The 15,805-nt window shown below is 35.2% G+C and carries 17 protein-coding genes; 13 read left to right on the forward strand and 4 right to left on the reverse strand.

Going from position 1 to position 15,805, the window contains the following annotated elements; all coding sequences use genetic code 11:
• Position 1 precedes the first annotated feature (1 nt).
• Together CKV67_RS01500 and CKV67_RS01505 are read right to left on the reverse strand one after the other, a co-directional pair.
• A complete protein-coding gene (locus tag CKV67_RS01500) occupies positions 2-715 on the reverse strand; it encodes a hypothetical protein (RefSeq protein WP_025279729.1) in 714 nt (237 codons plus the stop codon).
• Positions 715-1,059: a hypothetical protein gene (locus CKV67_RS01505; protein ID WP_025279730.1), complete on the reverse strand. Its 345-nt coding sequence runs from the start codon at positions 1,057-1,059 to the stop codon at positions 715-717. Before CKV67_RS01505 ends, CKV67_RS01500 begins: the two co-directional genes overlap by 1 nt.
• Positions 1,060-1,377: 318 nt before the next feature.
• Here CKV67_RS01505 and CKV67_RS01510 point away from each other — a divergent pair, with 318 nt between their 5' ends.
• From CKV67_RS01510 to CKV67_RS01540, 7 genes are all read left to right on the forward strand, one after another.
• The gene (locus CKV67_RS01510; RefSeq protein WP_231845376.1) at positions 1,378-1,764 is read left to right on the forward strand and encodes a hypothetical protein; all 387 of its coding nucleotides are present in this window, start codon (positions 1,378-1,380) and stop codon (positions 1,762-1,764) included.
• 97 nt (positions 1,765-1,861) lie between these two features.
• Positions 1,862-1,984 (forward strand): hypothetical protein, encoded by a 123-nt coding sequence (locus tag CKV67_RS14860; protein WP_258380599.1) that lies wholly within the window; start codon positions 1,862-1,864, stop codon positions 1,982-1,984.
• 196 nt (positions 1,985-2,180) lie between these two features.
• Positions 2,181-2,795 carry an Imm64 family immunity protein gene (locus tag CKV67_RS01515; protein ID WP_014091821.1) on the forward strand — a complete coding sequence of 205 codons (615 nt, stop codon included), beginning with the start codon at positions 2,181-2,183 and terminating at the stop codon, positions 2,793-2,795.
• Positions 2,796-2,884: 89 nt separating this feature from the next.
• Positions 2,885-3,106: a hypothetical protein gene (locus tag CKV67_RS01520; protein ID WP_014091822.1), complete on the forward strand. Its 222-nt coding sequence runs from the start codon at positions 2,885-2,887 to the stop codon at positions 3,104-3,106.
• A 901-nt stretch (positions 3,107-4,007) separates the two neighbouring features.
• Positions 4,008-4,586 (forward strand): hypothetical protein, encoded by a 579-nt coding sequence (locus tag CKV67_RS01530; protein WP_014091823.1) that lies wholly within the window; start codon positions 4,008-4,010, stop codon positions 4,584-4,586.
• Positions 4,587-4,797: 211 nt separating this feature from the next.
• The gene (locus CKV67_RS01535) at positions 4,798-4,983 is read left to right on the forward strand and encodes a hypothetical protein (protein ID WP_025279732.1); all 186 of its coding nucleotides are present in this window, start codon (positions 4,798-4,800) and stop codon (positions 4,981-4,983) included.
• Between the two features lie 234 nt (positions 4,984-5,217).
• Positions 5,218-6,825 carry a MucBP domain-containing protein gene (locus CKV67_RS01540; RefSeq protein WP_025279733.1) on the forward strand — a complete coding sequence of 536 codons (1,608 nt, stop codon included), beginning with the start codon at positions 5,218-5,220 and terminating at the stop codon, positions 6,823-6,825.
• A 62-nt stretch (positions 6,826-6,887) separates the two neighbouring features.
• On the opposite strand, the gene CKV67_RS01545 is transcribed toward CKV67_RS01540, so the two are convergent.
• Complete coding sequence (locus tag CKV67_RS01545) at positions 6,888-8,411, reverse strand: AMP-binding protein (RefSeq protein WP_014091825.1); 1,524 nt, start codon at positions 8,409-8,411, stop codon at positions 6,888-6,890.
• Between the two features lie 240 nt (positions 8,412-8,651).
• Here CKV67_RS01545 and CKV67_RS01550 point away from each other — a divergent pair, with 240 nt between their 5' ends.
• The 6 genes from CKV67_RS01550 (at position 8,652) to CKV67_RS01575 (ending at position 15,085) form a co-directional block, all read left to right on the forward strand.
• Positions 8,652-10,175: a flavocytochrome c gene (locus CKV67_RS01550; RefSeq protein ID WP_014091826.1), complete on the forward strand. Its 1,524-nt coding sequence runs from the start codon at positions 8,652-8,654 to the stop codon at positions 10,173-10,175.
• A gap of 155 nt (positions 10,176-10,330) precedes the next feature.
• Positions 10,331-11,347, forward strand: a complete 1,017-nt coding sequence (locus CKV67_RS01555) for a Gfo/Idh/MocA family oxidoreductase (protein WP_014091827.1) — start codon at positions 10,331-10,333, stop codon at positions 11,345-11,347.
• 196 nt (positions 11,348-11,543) lie between these two features.
• Positions 11,544-11,990 (forward strand): PTS sugar transporter subunit IIA, encoded by a 447-nt coding sequence (locus CKV67_RS01560; RefSeq protein ID WP_014091828.1) that lies wholly within the window; start codon positions 11,544-11,546, stop codon positions 11,988-11,990.
• Between the two features lie 13 nt (positions 11,991-12,003).
• A complete protein-coding gene (locus tag CKV67_RS01565; RefSeq protein ID WP_014091829.1) occupies positions 12,004-13,398 on the forward strand; it encodes a PTS fructose transporter subunit IIC in 1,395 nt (464 codons plus the stop codon).
• A complete protein-coding gene (locus CKV67_RS01570) occupies positions 13,398-14,258 on the forward strand; it encodes a ketose-bisphosphate aldolase (protein ID WP_014091830.1) in 861 nt (286 codons plus the stop codon). Before CKV67_RS01565 ends, CKV67_RS01570 begins: the two co-directional genes overlap by 1 nt.
• Before the next feature lie 56 nt (positions 14,259-14,314).
• Positions 14,315-15,085: a DeoR/GlpR family DNA-binding transcription regulator gene (locus CKV67_RS01575; RefSeq protein WP_014091831.1), complete on the forward strand. Its 771-nt coding sequence runs from the start codon at positions 14,315-14,317 to the stop codon at positions 15,083-15,085.
• A gap of 56 nt (positions 15,086-15,141) precedes the next feature.
• On the opposite strand, the gene CKV67_RS01580 is transcribed toward CKV67_RS01575, so the two are convergent.
• On the reverse strand, positions 15,142-15,759 hold the full coding sequence (locus CKV67_RS01580; protein ID WP_014091832.1) for a peptidase E: 618 nt from the start codon (positions 15,757-15,759) through the stop codon (positions 15,142-15,144).
• Positions 15,760-15,805 lie beyond the last annotated feature (46 nt).

The raw sequence follows: 15,805 nt of genomic DNA on the forward strand, positions 1-15,805 counted from the left end.
ATTAGTACCTCTCTAAAAAGTATTTTTTATGCATAAGAATGTAAATTATAGAACTTACAATGATGATCATTGCTCCGTAAATGAACACTAGACTAAGAGGGATTTCACTCAGACGTTCATACATTGTGATGTTAATCCAAACAAATAAAGTGGGCTGAAAAACTGTTAGTAAGTACATTGAGATAACAACTAATAGTGTGATAATGGAGCTTAGGAAAAGTAATAATGTATAAATAATAATCATAGTTATCGATATGGCTAGTAATTGATAAAATAAAAAATGTAAATCTTTCAGTCCAGCTGTACTTCCAGAAAAAAGCAAATCTATTAATGTGCAAACAAAGTATAGAAATATATGATACAGCCAACCAAAGATAAGTACACTTAACAAATTAGCGAATATTAATATCTTATTAGAGGAAACTCGGCCTAGTAGCATTTTATCGTAGACTTGCTTTATCTCATGGATGACATCTATGCTAATTAAAAAAGGAGCAATACTAAAAAGAAACCAAGGAATTGGCAATTTTAGAAGAGGGTCATTTGGCACTTGCAAATGTGTACCTGCAAACATTTTTAAGTAGACATCTGAACCGTTACCATAAAAAGATAGTTGGACTATAAAATAAATTGCTAAAAATAAAGTAAAGATTAATATACTTCGCTTGGTTTCGGTGAATATAACTAAGCTATTTCTTTTAAGAATTGAAATCATCAGCGTTCCTCCGTAGTGGTAGATACTGTATCATATCGGTTACTCAAACATATTAGCAATACACCAATTATCCCTCCATACAATAATATGCCATTTATAAGAATGAAATCTGGAATTATCCCGAATCCATCTGTAATCCAGTACTCGTGAAGTAGGATAGGTTCAGCGAGGTAACCTTCTAAGATTACGCTAATCATGATTAAGATAAACGGTATATATACATTTCTAAAGAGTAGTGTAAGAAGTTCTTGAGAAAGAAGCAGACAGATTAAATTGACATACCAAACTAAAGAAAAGAATAAAACGCTATAGATACTGAATGGTTTTTGATATAATTCCCCCATAATAAATCCTACTACCGTGATAACTAGAATCATTACTAATGCTATAGCTGAAAACAGCATGAATTTAATTTTGTCATTTTAGCTGTAAAAAAAGATTTTCCAAAACCAGCTTCATTTTCTAATCTAGAAAGTATGTCATTAGAAGAATTCACTGAACACTTTCAAGAATGGTCGGTATGGCTTGAAAACGATAATATAAAATTCTTAAAAGTGTTTAATAAGACTTATTTTGAATGAAAAAAACATGCCATTCTAAACAGGAAGGAGCTGCTCAAAATCGACAACAAGAACACCAACCTCGATTATGACAAATTATTTTTGGAGAAAGATCAATTAAAAGGAACGATGTACTTAGAATTTAAGTACCATACTGCGAAAAAAGAGTTTTGGAATGAAGATTCGTACTACATTTATTTAGGTGATTTTGAAGTTTTTCTTGCAACTTTCGAAAAAAGTAAAGCCGATTTCTGCATGTTTGGTGAGAATGATTTTAGTTTTGATGAGTTAAACCGATTGATAGAAAATCTAAAGAAAATCGATTTTGAAAAAATTTCAAATAATTTTGTAAAAGATATTTGTAATGAGAAACCATCGCTGGAAAAGGAACGGTTCACACTTTCTTTGTTTCATCTGGTTCGCAAAATGGGAAAATGGTTAGAAAAAGCAATAGAATTAGGGGTTAGAGTGTTGGTACTAGGGGGTTAATAAGTATCTTGATGTATTTCTGTAAATATAAGTTTTGAGGTGGAAAATGAATATAGTTATAAGTGTATGTTGTTTGATACTAGGAGTAGCGAGTTTTTTGATATGTTTTCAAATTGCTGAGAAAATGAAAAATCGGAAAGCAACTAATATAACCCAATATCTTGGAATTATTTTGTTTGTTATTGGAAATGCTGCGTTCTGGGTGATTGGATGGGCGTAATCATTAAAGAAGAAGCGAAAACAAAGAGAGTCATCCTTGTAAATAGATCTATCGACATAAAGAAATGTTTCGCTTATTTATAAAAGATGATTTCGAGCCATATGCAAATAAAATATTTTTATTTAAAGAAAAGATGGAACTAAATTATCGGAAAGTTATAAATTTAGAACTCAAATAAAACAAGGGGGATAAATAAATGGCAAGTGTTTTATCGACAGGTTGTGTTTACAAAGATACCTCTTATATAGGTGTTATCAAACAGTATTTGGAATTGTTGAATGGCATTGCAAGTATAAAAATCGAAAATCTTGTTTGTTATAACATAGAAAATGATTTATCTAGAACTAGGACTTTGGAAGAAGTGGAAAAAGAGCAGTGTTTTTCAAATGTGACTCAAATTAATTGCAAACTGATAGAAAACGAATGGCTTTTTGCGGTACGATTCTACGAGGAAAAAGGCTATCAAGGTGTTTTATTTGATGTATCAAGTGATTATGTATTTGAGACGTGCTCATTGGATCAAATGGAAAATAAATTAATCAATATCTTGATAGCTATTCATCCAAGTTGCCCATATTATTTTGGTTTTATCGATACAGAAGCAGAAGTGGATATGTTTAATAATCCTACAAATATAAATCCCGTTGTCAGTCCATATGCAACACTCGTACTACCACATAATGAAAATTTCCATGTGTATTTAAATTCGTGGAAAATTGATGGAATAACTAGTCGAGAAAAAAAGGAGTATGTCGTGAGCAAGACATCAGCTACTGTAGACGAATTATTAAATCCTGTTTTTACTGAGTAGCAAACCACAATGCTTTTTGAAAGAAGCTAGAAGCCAAGCCAATTACAATCAAAGATGAAGCTAATCATATAGAAGGAGACAAAACTTAAATGAATTCAAGTCAAAAAGAGATTTTACTAAGTGAGCATCCAAAATATATTAGCGAGATAGAAAAAAATGGTGTAGACAACTTAAACCCAGAAAGTATAGATGGAATATTAGATATCCTTTTGACTTCTTTTGTAAATTATGGCTTGGAGGATAACGATGAGCCAAATAACTATGGTTTAGAAATAGAGCATTTGATTGATTTAGTTAATGATGCTGAGTAGGAGATAACCAGGCTTACTACTAAAAAATTTTTCTAAGCGGTATAAAGGGAGAGCTTTTATGTTGGAATTTTTAAAAATCTTGATAGCGCTTGAGTTTTTATTGATTAACACGTTATGTTTAGTAATTATTAATAAATATAAAGCAAAGAAGCAAGATAAATTATTAAGATTTATGCCATACTTATTTACTTGTGTAGCCATAGTCGTTTTAGCAACATTTGTATTCTTCACAGGTTGAAAAAGGAGGAATGAGCGTGCAGTCATTTTTATGGAGTATTCTAGCTATATACACAATCATATTGGTAGTAGTACTAATCTTTCTACGGTTTAAAATGTATGCTAATAATAACATAAAGGTTCTATACACTATATGCACACTATATTTTTTATGTTTAATACTTTTTGTAGTTACTTTAATAAAGGATTTTTTGTATATTCCGTAAATATAAAAAAGGGGAATTTAGCGATGAGGAATTCTGATGGAATTTATAGGAGGCTACAATGGATGAGATTTTGAACTTGATAATGGATTTAGAGTTTATTGGGATAATCATCATGTGCATAATTATCATTGAATTTAAACGAGATAATTTTTTTGAAAAGTTTATTCAAGTCTTGCTAATAATATGCTTATTCGCTGTTACTGGTTTAACGATATACTTTTAGGAGGGAGAAAAAACTGTAAATGTTATATGGCGTAATCGCAGTATATTTAATGTTCTTACTTATACTGATTGTTGGTTATAGCAAAAGAAACGAGAAAAACGGGCAGAGTTGGCTTAGTTCTATTGCTATTGTTATTTTTCTAATATCACTGATTCTTTATGTAATAATGCTAGTTCCAAGATTGGGTGTTTAGCAAAAAGGTAATCATAAAATTCGATAGATCTGGAGGGATTTAATGAATAATCACATATTTAAAGATGGGAATGTAAAGCATATAAAAAAACTTTATAGAAATATTCAAGATAAGGTTAATAATAAATCTGAAATACCTGAACAAGTATTTTACCATCTAATTAAAGTATATGTATTTGATTTGACGGATTTTTTGGAAGAGAATTTACAGTATTTACTCGAATTAACTGAAAAGGCTGGGACGAATGAAATACAAATGCTTCCAAACTATAATAACAAATATTATAAAAAATACATTCAGTTTAATCTTAAACAGGATGAGGTGAATTTTCAAGAGCTATGGGACGAAGACGAACTATTCTATTTTTTAGAAGAAGGTTGCATGTTTGATATAAATGCAAATTGGATAGCTAAATTTAATTTGGAAGAATATTTATTAGTTTTAGGTGTATTCAATGAAAAATTTGTTCTAAGCGATTTTCCAAAACCTCCTTATACCAAGGAACTTTTTCTAGAAGAATATATAATGATTCCAGTAGATGATCTAGATAAGAAAACTAAAAAATCAATCGAACATTATAATCAAAAATTTGTAAAAGCTTTTTCTGAAAATTACTTTTGAAAGTGAGAATCCAACAATGTTACTAATACTTTACATATGTTTAGCAACTATTTGTATTATTACTTGCCTTATATTGGAATCTAGAAATAAATTTTTATTTTGGTTGGTACTCGGGATCGGAATTTTTTTTGGAATAAAAATCGGTAATATATTTTTAGAAACATTCGGTTTTAATTAAAATGGATTGGAAAAATGAGTAAAGGAGCACACCATGGAAACTATCATAGAAACTGCCAAGTTCATTGGTCTCGTAATCATTGCCTATTTTTTACTTAGTGTGATTTTAGCTTTTTTATGGGGAGTATTTCAAAATATTTTCCATCAAGAGAGCTTTAGAGAACAGTTTTTAGGAGCCTTTCTGACAATTTTTATTGAAATTCTCTGGTCACCAAATTGATTTTAGCAAAGTCGAAAAATAATAACACCACACTCATAATCTAATTTATGGGTGTTTTTTTATCGACAAATACATTAATTTGAAAAATCGACATATAATAATGCAATCGGTGTGAAATCTACACACAAGGATAGCTTCAAGCTCTGTTATACTTTCGAAGTCGAGTCGGGTCACGCGGGTAATCAGGTCGCAGGGGCAGGCTTAATAATCAAAAGTAGAAGGAGCACGAATTAAATGAGAATAAATAAAATTGTAGCATTACTACTTGGCACAGCTTTGGTTGTTCAAGCACCTTTTCAAGTTTTTGCAGCAACGACGGATACGGAGAAACAAGACCAAACAGAAACTTCTAAGCCATCCACATACATGAATAATAAGATTTTCGCAGCAACAAGCGATTTGGAACTTACTGTTGGAGAAAATACTTCAAAAACATTGCACCTTCAAGATCAAGCTTTACCTAATAATGAGTGGGGGAGCTATATTTCAGATGTGAAAGTTACATTGACAAACCTTGATGGTGTTGATTATAGCATCGAATATGGACCAATGAGCGAAGATGGAACACATTATCAATATGCAGATGTGATGCTTTCAGGAACACCAACGAAAGCGGGGACTGGGAGCTTTACTATCGACTATTCTGATGGTGCTGGCAATAACGGAACACACACCTATACCGTGAATATTCAATCAATGGCAACTGTACAATACGTTGATGAAAATGGCGTAAAGATTTCAGAAGACACTATGCAACAAGGGGATTTAAACACAGCTTACACAACAGAAGCAAAAACAATCGATGGCTACACATTAGATGAAACAAAACTTCCTAGCAATCAAAACGGACAATTTGGCGAAACAAACCAAACTGTAACTTACACCTATACAAAAAATCAAAATGAAGTAAACAAAGGAAGAGTTGGTATTTCGTTCTATTCGGTAGATGGTAAAAAGCAAGAACTATATACATCACTCAATTTATCATACGCATACCCAGATGGTGTACCAACAGACACTGTAACATTTGGTGATTTAGCGAAAGATGCTAAATATAATGATTTAAGAAATAACACATTAGATTCTGAAATGTCCTGGAATGATGTATTAGAAAATATGGTAGCATACTTGAACGGAGATATTGATGCAGCTCAATTTGAAGCAGCAGTTGGAGCTACTACCGAACAATTTGACTTAGATGGAATTGCCGCAAATTTTGAAGGATATGAATTTGACGAAGCAACTTACCAAGAGAATCTAGCGAAAATGGTCACTTTTGAACAAGATGGTGATAATGTCAATTTACAAGTTCCCTTTAAGAAAATAGCAGAAGTCCACGCAGGTGCGGACGTGACGGTGAAATATGTGGATGCAGATGGAAATGAATTAGCAACGGAAACTACTTTAAGCGGAAATGTCGATGCGGATTATACATCAAAAGCAAAAATGATTGAAGGTTGGACTTTAAAAGAAACGCCTGCCAACGCAACAGGGGCTTTCAGCGATGAAGCTCAAACCGTAACCTATGTTTATGATAAAAATGCGGATAACGATGTCACACCAACACCTGTAGATCCAGATGGGAAAGACGATAATAGTGCTTCAGCTGATAATAACAATAATAATCCAAGTATGAAAGATAACGAAACAGACTTACACGTCGCTGAAAAAACAACTGCTGTAAAATCGCAAGTAAAAGATTCAACTAAAATAGTGACAGCGAAAAACTCCTTACCTAAAACAGGGGATAACGCTTTAGAAAATAGTCTTTTAGTGGGCTTAGGTGTTTTACTATTAGCTGGTCTTTTCATATTTATGCGTAAAACTAGAAAAGTAAAATAAAATTCGTATAAAAAAAGAGACTTGATTTGCGTATCATACACAAATCAAGTCTCTTTTTTCACTTATTGTTGTAGTTCGCGTTCCATTTGTAGGCGTTGAACTTTCATTGTTGCTGTTCTTGGAATCTCGTCATATTTCATCACGATTGGTTCATTCATATGTGGCAAATCGGAAACCGCATTCCACCAAGCATCCCAGTTCATTTCTTTGTCATCATGAACAGCGATAATTGGCTGAGGACTACCATTTTTGCCACGGATAATGACAACTTCATCTAAGAAAGTTAGTGTATCAAGTAATTTATCTTCAATCGCAAGCGTGCTATCAATCGTTTCCACTAAATCCACTTGACGGTCTTGCAGGAATAGGCGACCGAGTTCATCTTTCATACCATAATCACCACTGTCCCACCAAGGACCGTAAACATTTTCTTCAAAACGAGCTTCTTCTTTATAATACGTCAGTGCACGTCCTTTCGAAAGCATTTGGATATTGCCGCTAACGCCCGCAGGAACAGGGTTACCTTCTTGGTCAACAATGCGAACTTCTGTAAGTCCAGGCATACCAATTCCCATATCACGCGCATTTAATGTTTTAATTGATTTCAACGTATGCGCACGTAAAATCATTGGACCACATTCGCTTTGACCATAAATTTGTAAAAAAATCGGTTTTTTATAAGAAGAGGTACGAAGGAAAGTAGCCATTGTTTCTTTATTAATCGCATCAAATGTAGAATGATAAAATCTGATGCTTTCAAATACATCTGGTTTTTCACGCGCAAGAGATGCCCATTGGACAAAGTGATTTGGATGAGTTTCAAGGACATATGGTTTATATTCGCGCAATATTTGAGTGATGTTTTCTTTGGATGGATTGGCAATCGGAAGTAGCGGGAAGCCAAGCGACATCAAGGAAGAGATACCAATATTAAAACGGGAATGTACAGGCGAAATATGGAAAGCAACAAGATCTCGAGGTTTGATGAAATTCAAAATACGGCGTTGATACTTGGTTCTCCAGCCCATCGAGTTCGCAGAGTGAGCAATTAATTTTGGCACACCAGTAGTTCCGGATGTATGCGTCATATAAGCAATCATATCTTTCGGTAGTTCTTCTTGCGGACAAGTATAGTCACCAAGTGGAGCTTTAAATAATTGTTCAGCATTGATCAATCGTTCGTCCGGTAAATTATTTAATTGATGACTTTTATCAGAAGTTTCTCCGTCGAAAAGTAACCATGGCTCATCAAGTCTGTTAACAAAAATATCAATAGTAGACGCTGGAAGATGCGAGGAAACCATAATTGGTACTGCTCCAAGGTAAGAAATCGCCACAGCTAAAACGTAAGAATCAAATTTAGCTGATTTATAAACAATCACTTTTTCAGCCCTCTGGACACCAAATTTGTGCAAGTGTGCAGCTTTTTGAATAATGGCTTCTTCACATTTTTTGTAAGTCGTATGTAGGCCTAATTCTGGAAAAGTGACTAGCTCTTCATCAAAATGAATCGGCATTTCCGGATACCGCTCAGAAGCGTTTTTAAAATTGGTGTAAAGGTTTAATGGTTCGTATTTATTAATCATATATGGCGAGGCTCCTTTAATATTTGATGTTGTTATTATAGCACTTTGTTGAATTAATGGGGAGTAATTACCGAGAAGATTCGCCATTTTTAAAAGAAGTCTGTAAATTCCTCCTTTTCTTACTTTAACAAATCTGTCTGATGCCCTATAAAGATGTCTCTATTAATGCTATAATATGTTAATATAATCACAAACTATTGGGGAAGGGAAAATTTTTACCAAAAAAGTGGAGGTACAGAAATGAAAAAAAGGTTATCAATAACACTCATCATGCTACTATCACTTGCATTAGTCATCGCAGGCTGTGGAAGTAACAACACAAGTAAAAGCGACAAGACTGAAACAAAAGACAAAGAGAAAACAGAAGTAACATCAGGGGCATCGAAAACGAGCTATACAGATCCATCAGAATTAAAAGATGAATACGATATTGTCATAGTTGGTGCAGCAGGAGCAGGGTTATCCGCAGCACTAGAAGCAAAAGCTAAAGGGATGAATCCAGTAATTCTTGAAAAAATGCCACAAGCAGGCGGAAACACTTTGAAAGCCTCTTCTGGTATGAATGCATCTGAAACTAAATTCCAAAAAGAACAAGGAATTAATGATAATAACGATAAATTTTACGAAGAAACATTAGCAGGTGGTCACGGAACGAATGATAAAGAAATGCTTCGTTTCTTCGTAGATAATTCCGCAAGTGCGATTGACTGGTTAGATTCAATGGATATTAAATTAAACAACTTAACTATCACAGGTGGAATGAGCGAAAAGCGTACACACCGCCCAGAAGATGGTTCTGCAGTAGGTAAATACCTAGTCGACGGTTTATTAAAAAATGTCCAAGAAGAAAAAATTCCAGTGTTCGTTAATGCAGATGTAAAAGAAATCACACAAAAAGACGGAAAAGTAACTGGAGTAAAAGTACGTCTTAATAATAAAGAAGACAAAAACATCAGCTCAGATGCTGTAGTTGTAACAACTGGTGGCTACGGGGCAAACAAAGAATTAATAGAAAAAGAACGTCCTGACTTAAAAGGATATGTCACAACCAACCAAGCAGGAAGTACTGGCGACGGTATTAAAATGATCGAAAAACTTGGTGGGACAACCGTAGATATGGATCAAATTCAAGTCCATCCAACAGTGCAACAAGAGAAATCTTATCTGATTGGTGAAGCCGTACGTGGTGAGGGAGCCATTTTAGTTTCACAAGAAGGAAAACGTTTTGGGAATGAATTAGATACACGCGATAATGTGACGGCGTCCATCAACAAATTACCTGAAAAATCCGCATACCTTATTTTCGATTCTGGTGTAAAAGATCGGGTAAAAGCTATCGCACAATATGACGAAATGGGCTTTGTTGAAAAAGGAGCAACAATGGATGAACTAGCTAGCAAAATCGACGTACCAAAAGAAGAACTTACAAAAACGTTAGATACTTGGAACGCTAGCGTGAAAAACAAAAAAGATGAAGCATTTGGCAGAACAACAGGAATGGACAACGACTTATCCAAAGCGCCATACTATGCAATCAAAATCGGACCAGGAATTCACTATACAATGGGTGGCGTAAAAATTAATACTAATACAGAAGTTCTAGATAAAGATGGTAAACCAATTACAGGATTATTCGCTGCCGGGGAAGTAACAGGGGGCTTGCACGGAGAAAATCGTATCGGTGGTAACTCCGTAGCTGAAATCATTATCTTTGGTCGTCAAGCTGGCGATAAATCAGCTGAATTTGTAAAAGAACAACAATAATTTTCGAGCAATAGTTTGTGATTAGAAAAGCTTGCGGAGCCGCTTTTAATAAGCGTTTTCGCAAGCTTTTTAGTTGATAGAATTTGTTTGGGGTAAAGGGTTTGTAGTATGATGAGTAAGTGAGAAGTGATTAAAGGGAAAAAGGAGGAATAAGTATGTTAAAAATGGGTTTTATTGGTAATGGGAAAAGCACCAACAGATACCATCTACCATTTATTCTAGAACGCGAAAATATCCAAGTGAAAACAATTTACAATCGAAATCCGAAAACCGCTACGTGGGATAAAATGGAAGGCGTGCATTACACAACAAATTTAGAGGAGCTTTTAACAGACGGAGAAATTCAGCTTATTACGATTTCGACAACGCAAAGCTCTCATTTTGAATATGCTAAAATGGTGTTAGAAAATGGTAAAAACGTATTAGTCGAAAAACCATTTATGATGACGTATGCAGAAGCGAAAGAAATTTTTGAACTGGCAAAAGAACGTGGTCTAATTGTTCAATGCTATCAAAATCGCCGCTTTGACTCTGACTTTTTAACGGCTCAAAAAGTGATTGAAAGCGGAAAACTTGGCGAACTTTTGGAAGTGGAAATGCATTATGACTATTTCCGGCCAGAAATTCCTGAATCTGTTCATGAATTCAAGTTTTATGATAGTTATTTGTATGGGCATGGTTGCCACACGATTGATCAAGTGCTTTCTTACTTCGGGAAGCCAGATGATATTCATTACGATGTGCGCCAATTATTAGGTGCAGGCCGCATGAATGACTATTTTGACCTTGATTTTTACTATGGAATCTCCAAAGTCTCTGTAAAATCAAGTTATTTCCGGATTAAAGCCCGTCCAAGCTTTGTTTTATATGGTAAAAAAGGGATGTTCACGAAAGAAACAAAAGACCGCCAAGAAGAACATCTAAAACTATTTTATATGCCGAGTCATGAAGATTTTGGAATTGATTTACCAGAGCATTACGGCACATTAACTTATGTGGATGATGCGGGGGTGTGGCATGAGGAAAAAGTCATTTCTGAAGTGGGCGATTATGGTCGTGTGTACGATGATCTCTATGAAGCCATTATCAATGGAAAACCGAAGAAAGTAACTGACGAAGAAACGCTACTGCAAATGGAAATTTTGGAAAAAGGCGTGGAAGGTTGTAAATAAGGAAAGATACCGCGGGAGAGATTTTGCGGTATTTTTTTGATTCTTTTTGAACGTTTTAGCTCAATTTAAAGTCCTAAAGAAGCCGTAAAATGAACTTTTTGCATAATTGGCGCATTATATTGAATGAAGTCGTTCAACGTGATATAGTGTAATCAAATGAGGGAAGCGCTTACTTTATTGAGAGAGGATGTATAATATGGATATATCAAATTTGATAAATGAAAATCGCATTATTTTTGATAATCGTATTCAAACCAAGCAACTATTATTTGAAAAAGTTGCAGAAGTGTTAGAGCAAGAAGGAGCTATTACAAATCATAAAAAATTTGTACGTGATTTGTATAAACGAGAAGATGAAACTTCGACAGGTATTGAGTCTGGGTTTGGTATTCCTCATACAAAAAGCAAGTATGTGAAAGAACCGTTGATTGTTTTTGTTCATTCTGGCATTATAGCTGATTATTTTGGACTAGATAATGCACCAATTGAATGCAGTTTTATTATTGGGGTTCCAAAGAAAGCTGCCGACACGCATTTGGATATTTTAAGTAACCTTTCAAGAAAGTTAATGAATGATAAATTCATTGAAAAGTTAAAAAAATCAAAAAGTAAAGAAGGAATTATGACAATTTTATCAGAATAAGGAGGCGTTTTACATGAAAATAGTTGGTGTTACAGCTTGTCCCACTGGTATTGCGCATACGTATATGTCTGCTGAAAAGTTAACTATGACAGCAGAGGCTCTTGGCTATGAAGTGAAGATAGAGACGCAAGGAGCAAAAGTTGAAAATGTCTTAACAAAAGATGATATCGAATCGGCGGACTATGTTATTTTAGCAGTCGATAAAGAAATTGATACATCTAGGTTTGCTGGAAAGAAGGTAAAAAAAGTATCTACATCAAGGGCAATTAAAGAAGCTGATGTTGTGATTGAGGAAACTATTGCTGGAAAAGGACTAATAAATTATGCGAAGGAAAACACTTTAAGTAATTCTGAACAACCACCCAAAGCAAGTCTGTATAATCATTTTATGAATGGTGTTAACTACATGTTGCCTTTTGTTATTGCGGGTGGGATTTTGATTGCGATCAGTTTTGCGTTTGGAATTGATGCTTCTAATCCTGACTCTGATTCCTATAATGCCCTTGCCGCAGCGTTCTCTAAAATTGGTGGAGATACTGCATTTGGACTGATGGTTCCAGCACTTGCTGCCGGGATAGCAGTTTCCGTTGCTGGACGAGCCGGTTTTGCACCGGGGCTTGTCGCCGGAACACTTGCAACAGTTGGTGGTTCTGGTTTCCTTGGGGGGATGATTGGCGGTATTTTGGCAGGTTACGTAGCTCACTTCTTTGCTAATAAAGTGAATGTCACTAAATCACTTGCTTCGATTTATCAGTTGATTGTTGTACCGCTTCTAGGAATTACGATAGTTGGTTTGGCGATGGTTTTCGTTATTGATACACCGATAGCTTGGGTGTTAGATGCACTTACTGGTTGGTTAAATGGCCTTGGTGAAACGTCTGGTGTGGTATTTGGGCTCTTGATTGGCGTGATGATGGCGGCAGATATGGGCGGACCAATTAACAAATCGATTTCTACCTTTTCTATCGGTCTGATGTCGGCGGGGGTTACCGCTCCAATTGCCGCATGTATGGCAGCTGGAATGGTACCACCGCTTGGATTAGCATTAGCCACTTTAATTTTCAAAAATAAATTTACAAAAGAAGAAAAAGCAGCTGGAAATTCATGTTGGGTACTAGGGGCATCTTATATTACAGAAGGAGCGATTCCGTTCGCAGTGGCTGATCCACTCCGAGTAATTCCTAGTTTGATGCTTGGTTCGGCTACAGCAGCAGCGATTTCGATGGGAGCAGGAGTTACTTCTATGGCTCCACACGGCGGAATTTGGGTAATGTTCATTCCGAATGTAATTAATCATTTATTTATCTACTTAATAGCAATTGCAGCAGGTACTGTCGTGACAGCAATCTCAGTAGGGTTATTAAAAACACCGCTAAATAAGCGGAAAAATAAACAGGAGATGATATAATGTTATATACAATGAAAGATCTTTTAGAAGTAGGAAAAGAACATCAATTTGCGGTACCGGCATTTAATATCTGTAGTTTTGATATGTTAAAAGCGGTGATGGAACAAGTAGAGGAAAGTAATGCACCAGTTATTATCGAAATCCATCCAGATGAAATTGCTTATCTTGGGGATAATTTTGTCGCAACCGTTCGCGAATATGCACTTAGAAGTAAAGTTCCGGTAGTTATTCATATGGATCACGGTGGAACCATTCAAGATGTCATGCGAGCAATTAGAAATGGCTACACTTCCGTTATGATTGATGCGTCTCGAGCTAGTTATGAAGATAATATTGCGTTAACAAAAGAAGTGGTCTCTCTTGCGCATAAAGTAGGCGTTTCTGTGGAAGCGGAACTTGGGACAATTGGTAATAATGGGTCTGCTGAAGGTGGGGCGGACACAATTGTTTATACTGACCCAGATCAAGCAGAAGATTTTGTGAGCAGAACAGGCATTGACACTCTAGCAGTTGCGATTGGAACGGCACATGGACTCTATCCTAAAGATAAAAAGCCGGAACTCAACATGCCGCTTTTAAAAGAATTAAATAAACGGTTGGATATTCCTTTTGTGCTTCACGGGGGGTCAGGGAATCCGGATAAAGAAGTAAGCGAATCCGTCCAGTATGGTGTTAGGAAAGTAAATCTTAGCTCGGATCTGAAAAGTGTCTTCTTTGAGGAAATTCGTCAGGTGCTTACTAAAAATCCTGAAATGTATGAACCAAACCAAGTGTATCCGTCAGCAAACGAAAAAGTAAAAGAAGTAGTGAGACATAAATTAAACATTTTAAATACAGTCGGACAAGCAGATAAATACTAATTGCAAGGGCGAAAGGGCTAATTGGAGCACTTTTGCCCTTTGAGGAGTGAAGTAGCATGTTAAGTACAGCGAAAGAGCGCCAACTGAAAATAGTTAACCGTTTAAAAGTAGAACAATTTATGCGGATTATTGATTTGGTGGAACTAGTTAATTATAGTGAAGCAACAGTGAAGCGCGATTTAGTAGAGCTTGAGAAAGAAGGGCTCGTGAGGCGAACTAGAGGCGGGGCAATGATTATTGATAACAAAAAAATTGATTTGCCTTACTTGATGAAAATGAACGAGCGAAGTAATGAAACAAACAAAATAAGGATTGCTGATATTGCCAAATCACTTATTCGTGATGATATGGTAATTTTCTTAGACTCTAGCTCGACATCGCTGTATTTAATTGATGCTTTAAGTAAATTTGAAGGATTGCAGATTATTACTAATGGTGTAATGACTGCCTCGATGTTATCTGAGTTTACTAGCGCACGAGTTAGTATTTTAGGCGGCTCGATTTTAACAAAACGTTACACGGTCAATGGAGCAAAAGCATATAATGATGCACTTACGTATAATGCGGATATTGCTTTTGTTTCATGTCGCGGGGTAGATTATGATACCGGAGCAACTGAAACCCATGAAGGAGAAGCCTTAATTAAGCAAGCTTTCAGGCGTCAGTCTAGCGAGCTCGTTTTACTAGTTACCGAAGAAAAAGTCGGGCATAAATTTATGCATCAAAGCCTAGCGTGTCATGACATAGATTATTTAATTACAGACTTTAAACTAGATGCTGAAGTCGAAAAACAGTTTAAAGCACATCAAATTACTTGTTTATATTAAGAAATGTCTAGAAATCTGTTTTCAGAAGATTTCTAGACATTTTTATTCATTTGTTTTTAAGGCTTAAAATTAACGGTTATTTCATTATCTTGAACGAGAATAGCTTCTTTATTACTAATTGGAACTAATTTTAAGGATTCCTCATTTTCATTTACTATTTTTTGCGTTATTTTTTTAAAAGGTACACTGTTAAAATGAGGAACTGTGTAGAAATTGACTAAATTCAAAGCATCATAATTTGTTAAGTTGGGCGCTTTGTCTATGCTGTCCATCGTTTTTATAAATTCGATATTTGCCCCAGTGATGACGGCCCCAGCGGATTCACCAAGATAGAGTTTTCCAGCTTCAACTTCCACTGTTATTAACTTATCCGCACCAGTTCTTTTTAACTCTTGCAATAAGAAAAAAGTATTTCCACCAGTGACATAAATAATATCATTATGAGCTATTTTTTTGGCAATCACCTCAAAACTTGCAGTAGAAACATCTAATTCATCAATTATTAAACCTAAATTTTCAAGGGCTTTTTTACCAGCTTCTACATAAAACACAACATCTTCAACAAGACTAGCTGTAGGGATAAAAGTAACCGTTTTACCTGCTAAGTCCTTTTCAAAATCACTAAATATCGTGGCAACATCGGCAAAAGAAGAGGATAGAAAAAGTTTTTTCATTGTTTTTGGCTCCTTTATTAAGATTTCTAATTATAGTATAATGATA

It is taken from the genome of Listeria ivanovii subsp. ivanovii (genome assembly GCF_900187025.1).
Classification (GTDB): Bacteria; Bacillota; Bacilli; order Lactobacillales; family Listeriaceae; genus Listeria; species Listeria ivanovii.

What these genes read in the sequence shown, in the direction of transcription:
- CKV67_RS01500 (WP_025279729.1), bottom strand. Translation starts at nt 715, where the DNA reads ATGATTTCAATTCTTAAAAGAAATAGCTTAGTTATATTCACCGAAACC.
- CKV67_RS01505 (WP_025279730.1), bottom strand. Translation starts at nt 1,059, where the DNA reads ATGGGGGAATTATATCAAAAACCATTCAGTATCTATAGCGTTTTATTC.
- CKV67_RS01515 (WP_014091821.1), top strand. Translation starts at nt 2,181, where the DNA reads ATGGCAAGTGTTTTATCGACAGGTTGTGTTTACAAAGATACCTCTTAT.
- CKV67_RS01520 (WP_014091822.1), top strand. Translation starts at nt 2,885, where the DNA reads ATGAATTCAAGTCAAAAAGAGATTTTACTAAGTGAGCATCCAAAATAT.
- CKV67_RS01530 (WP_014091823.1), top strand. Translation starts at nt 4,008, where the DNA reads ATGAATAATCACATATTTAAAGATGGGAATGTAAAGCATATAAAAAAA.
- CKV67_RS01535 (WP_025279732.1), top strand. Translation starts at nt 4,798, where the DNA reads ATGGAAACTATCATAGAAACTGCCAAGTTCATTGGTCTCGTAATCATT.
- CKV67_RS01540 (WP_025279733.1), top strand. Translation starts at nt 5,218, where the DNA reads ATGAGAATAAATAAAATTGTAGCATTACTACTTGGCACAGCTTTGGTT.
- CKV67_RS01545 (WP_014091825.1), bottom strand. Translation starts at nt 8,411, where the DNA reads ATGATTAATAAATACGAACCATTAAACCTTTACACCAATTTTAAAAAC.
- CKV67_RS01550 (WP_014091826.1), top strand. Translation starts at nt 8,652, where the DNA reads ATGAAAAAAAGGTTATCAATAACACTCATCATGCTACTATCACTTGCA.
- CKV67_RS01555 (WP_014091827.1), top strand. Translation starts at nt 10,331, where the DNA reads ATGTTAAAAATGGGTTTTATTGGTAATGGGAAAAGCACCAACAGATAC.
- CKV67_RS01560 (WP_014091828.1), top strand. Translation starts at nt 11,544, where the DNA reads ATGGATATATCAAATTTGATAAATGAAAATCGCATTATTTTTGATAAT.
- CKV67_RS01565 (WP_014091829.1), top strand. Translation starts at nt 12,004, where the DNA reads ATGAAAATAGTTGGTGTTACAGCTTGTCCCACTGGTATTGCGCATACG.
- CKV67_RS01570 (WP_014091830.1), top strand. Translation starts at nt 13,398, where the DNA reads ATGTTATATACAATGAAAGATCTTTTAGAAGTAGGAAAAGAACATCAA.
- CKV67_RS01575 (WP_014091831.1), top strand. Translation starts at nt 14,315, where the DNA reads ATGTTAAGTACAGCGAAAGAGCGCCAACTGAAAATAGTTAACCGTTTA.
- CKV67_RS01580 (WP_014091832.1), bottom strand. Translation starts at nt 15,759, where the DNA reads ATGAAAAAACTTTTTCTATCCTCTTCTTTTGCCGATGTTGCCACGATA.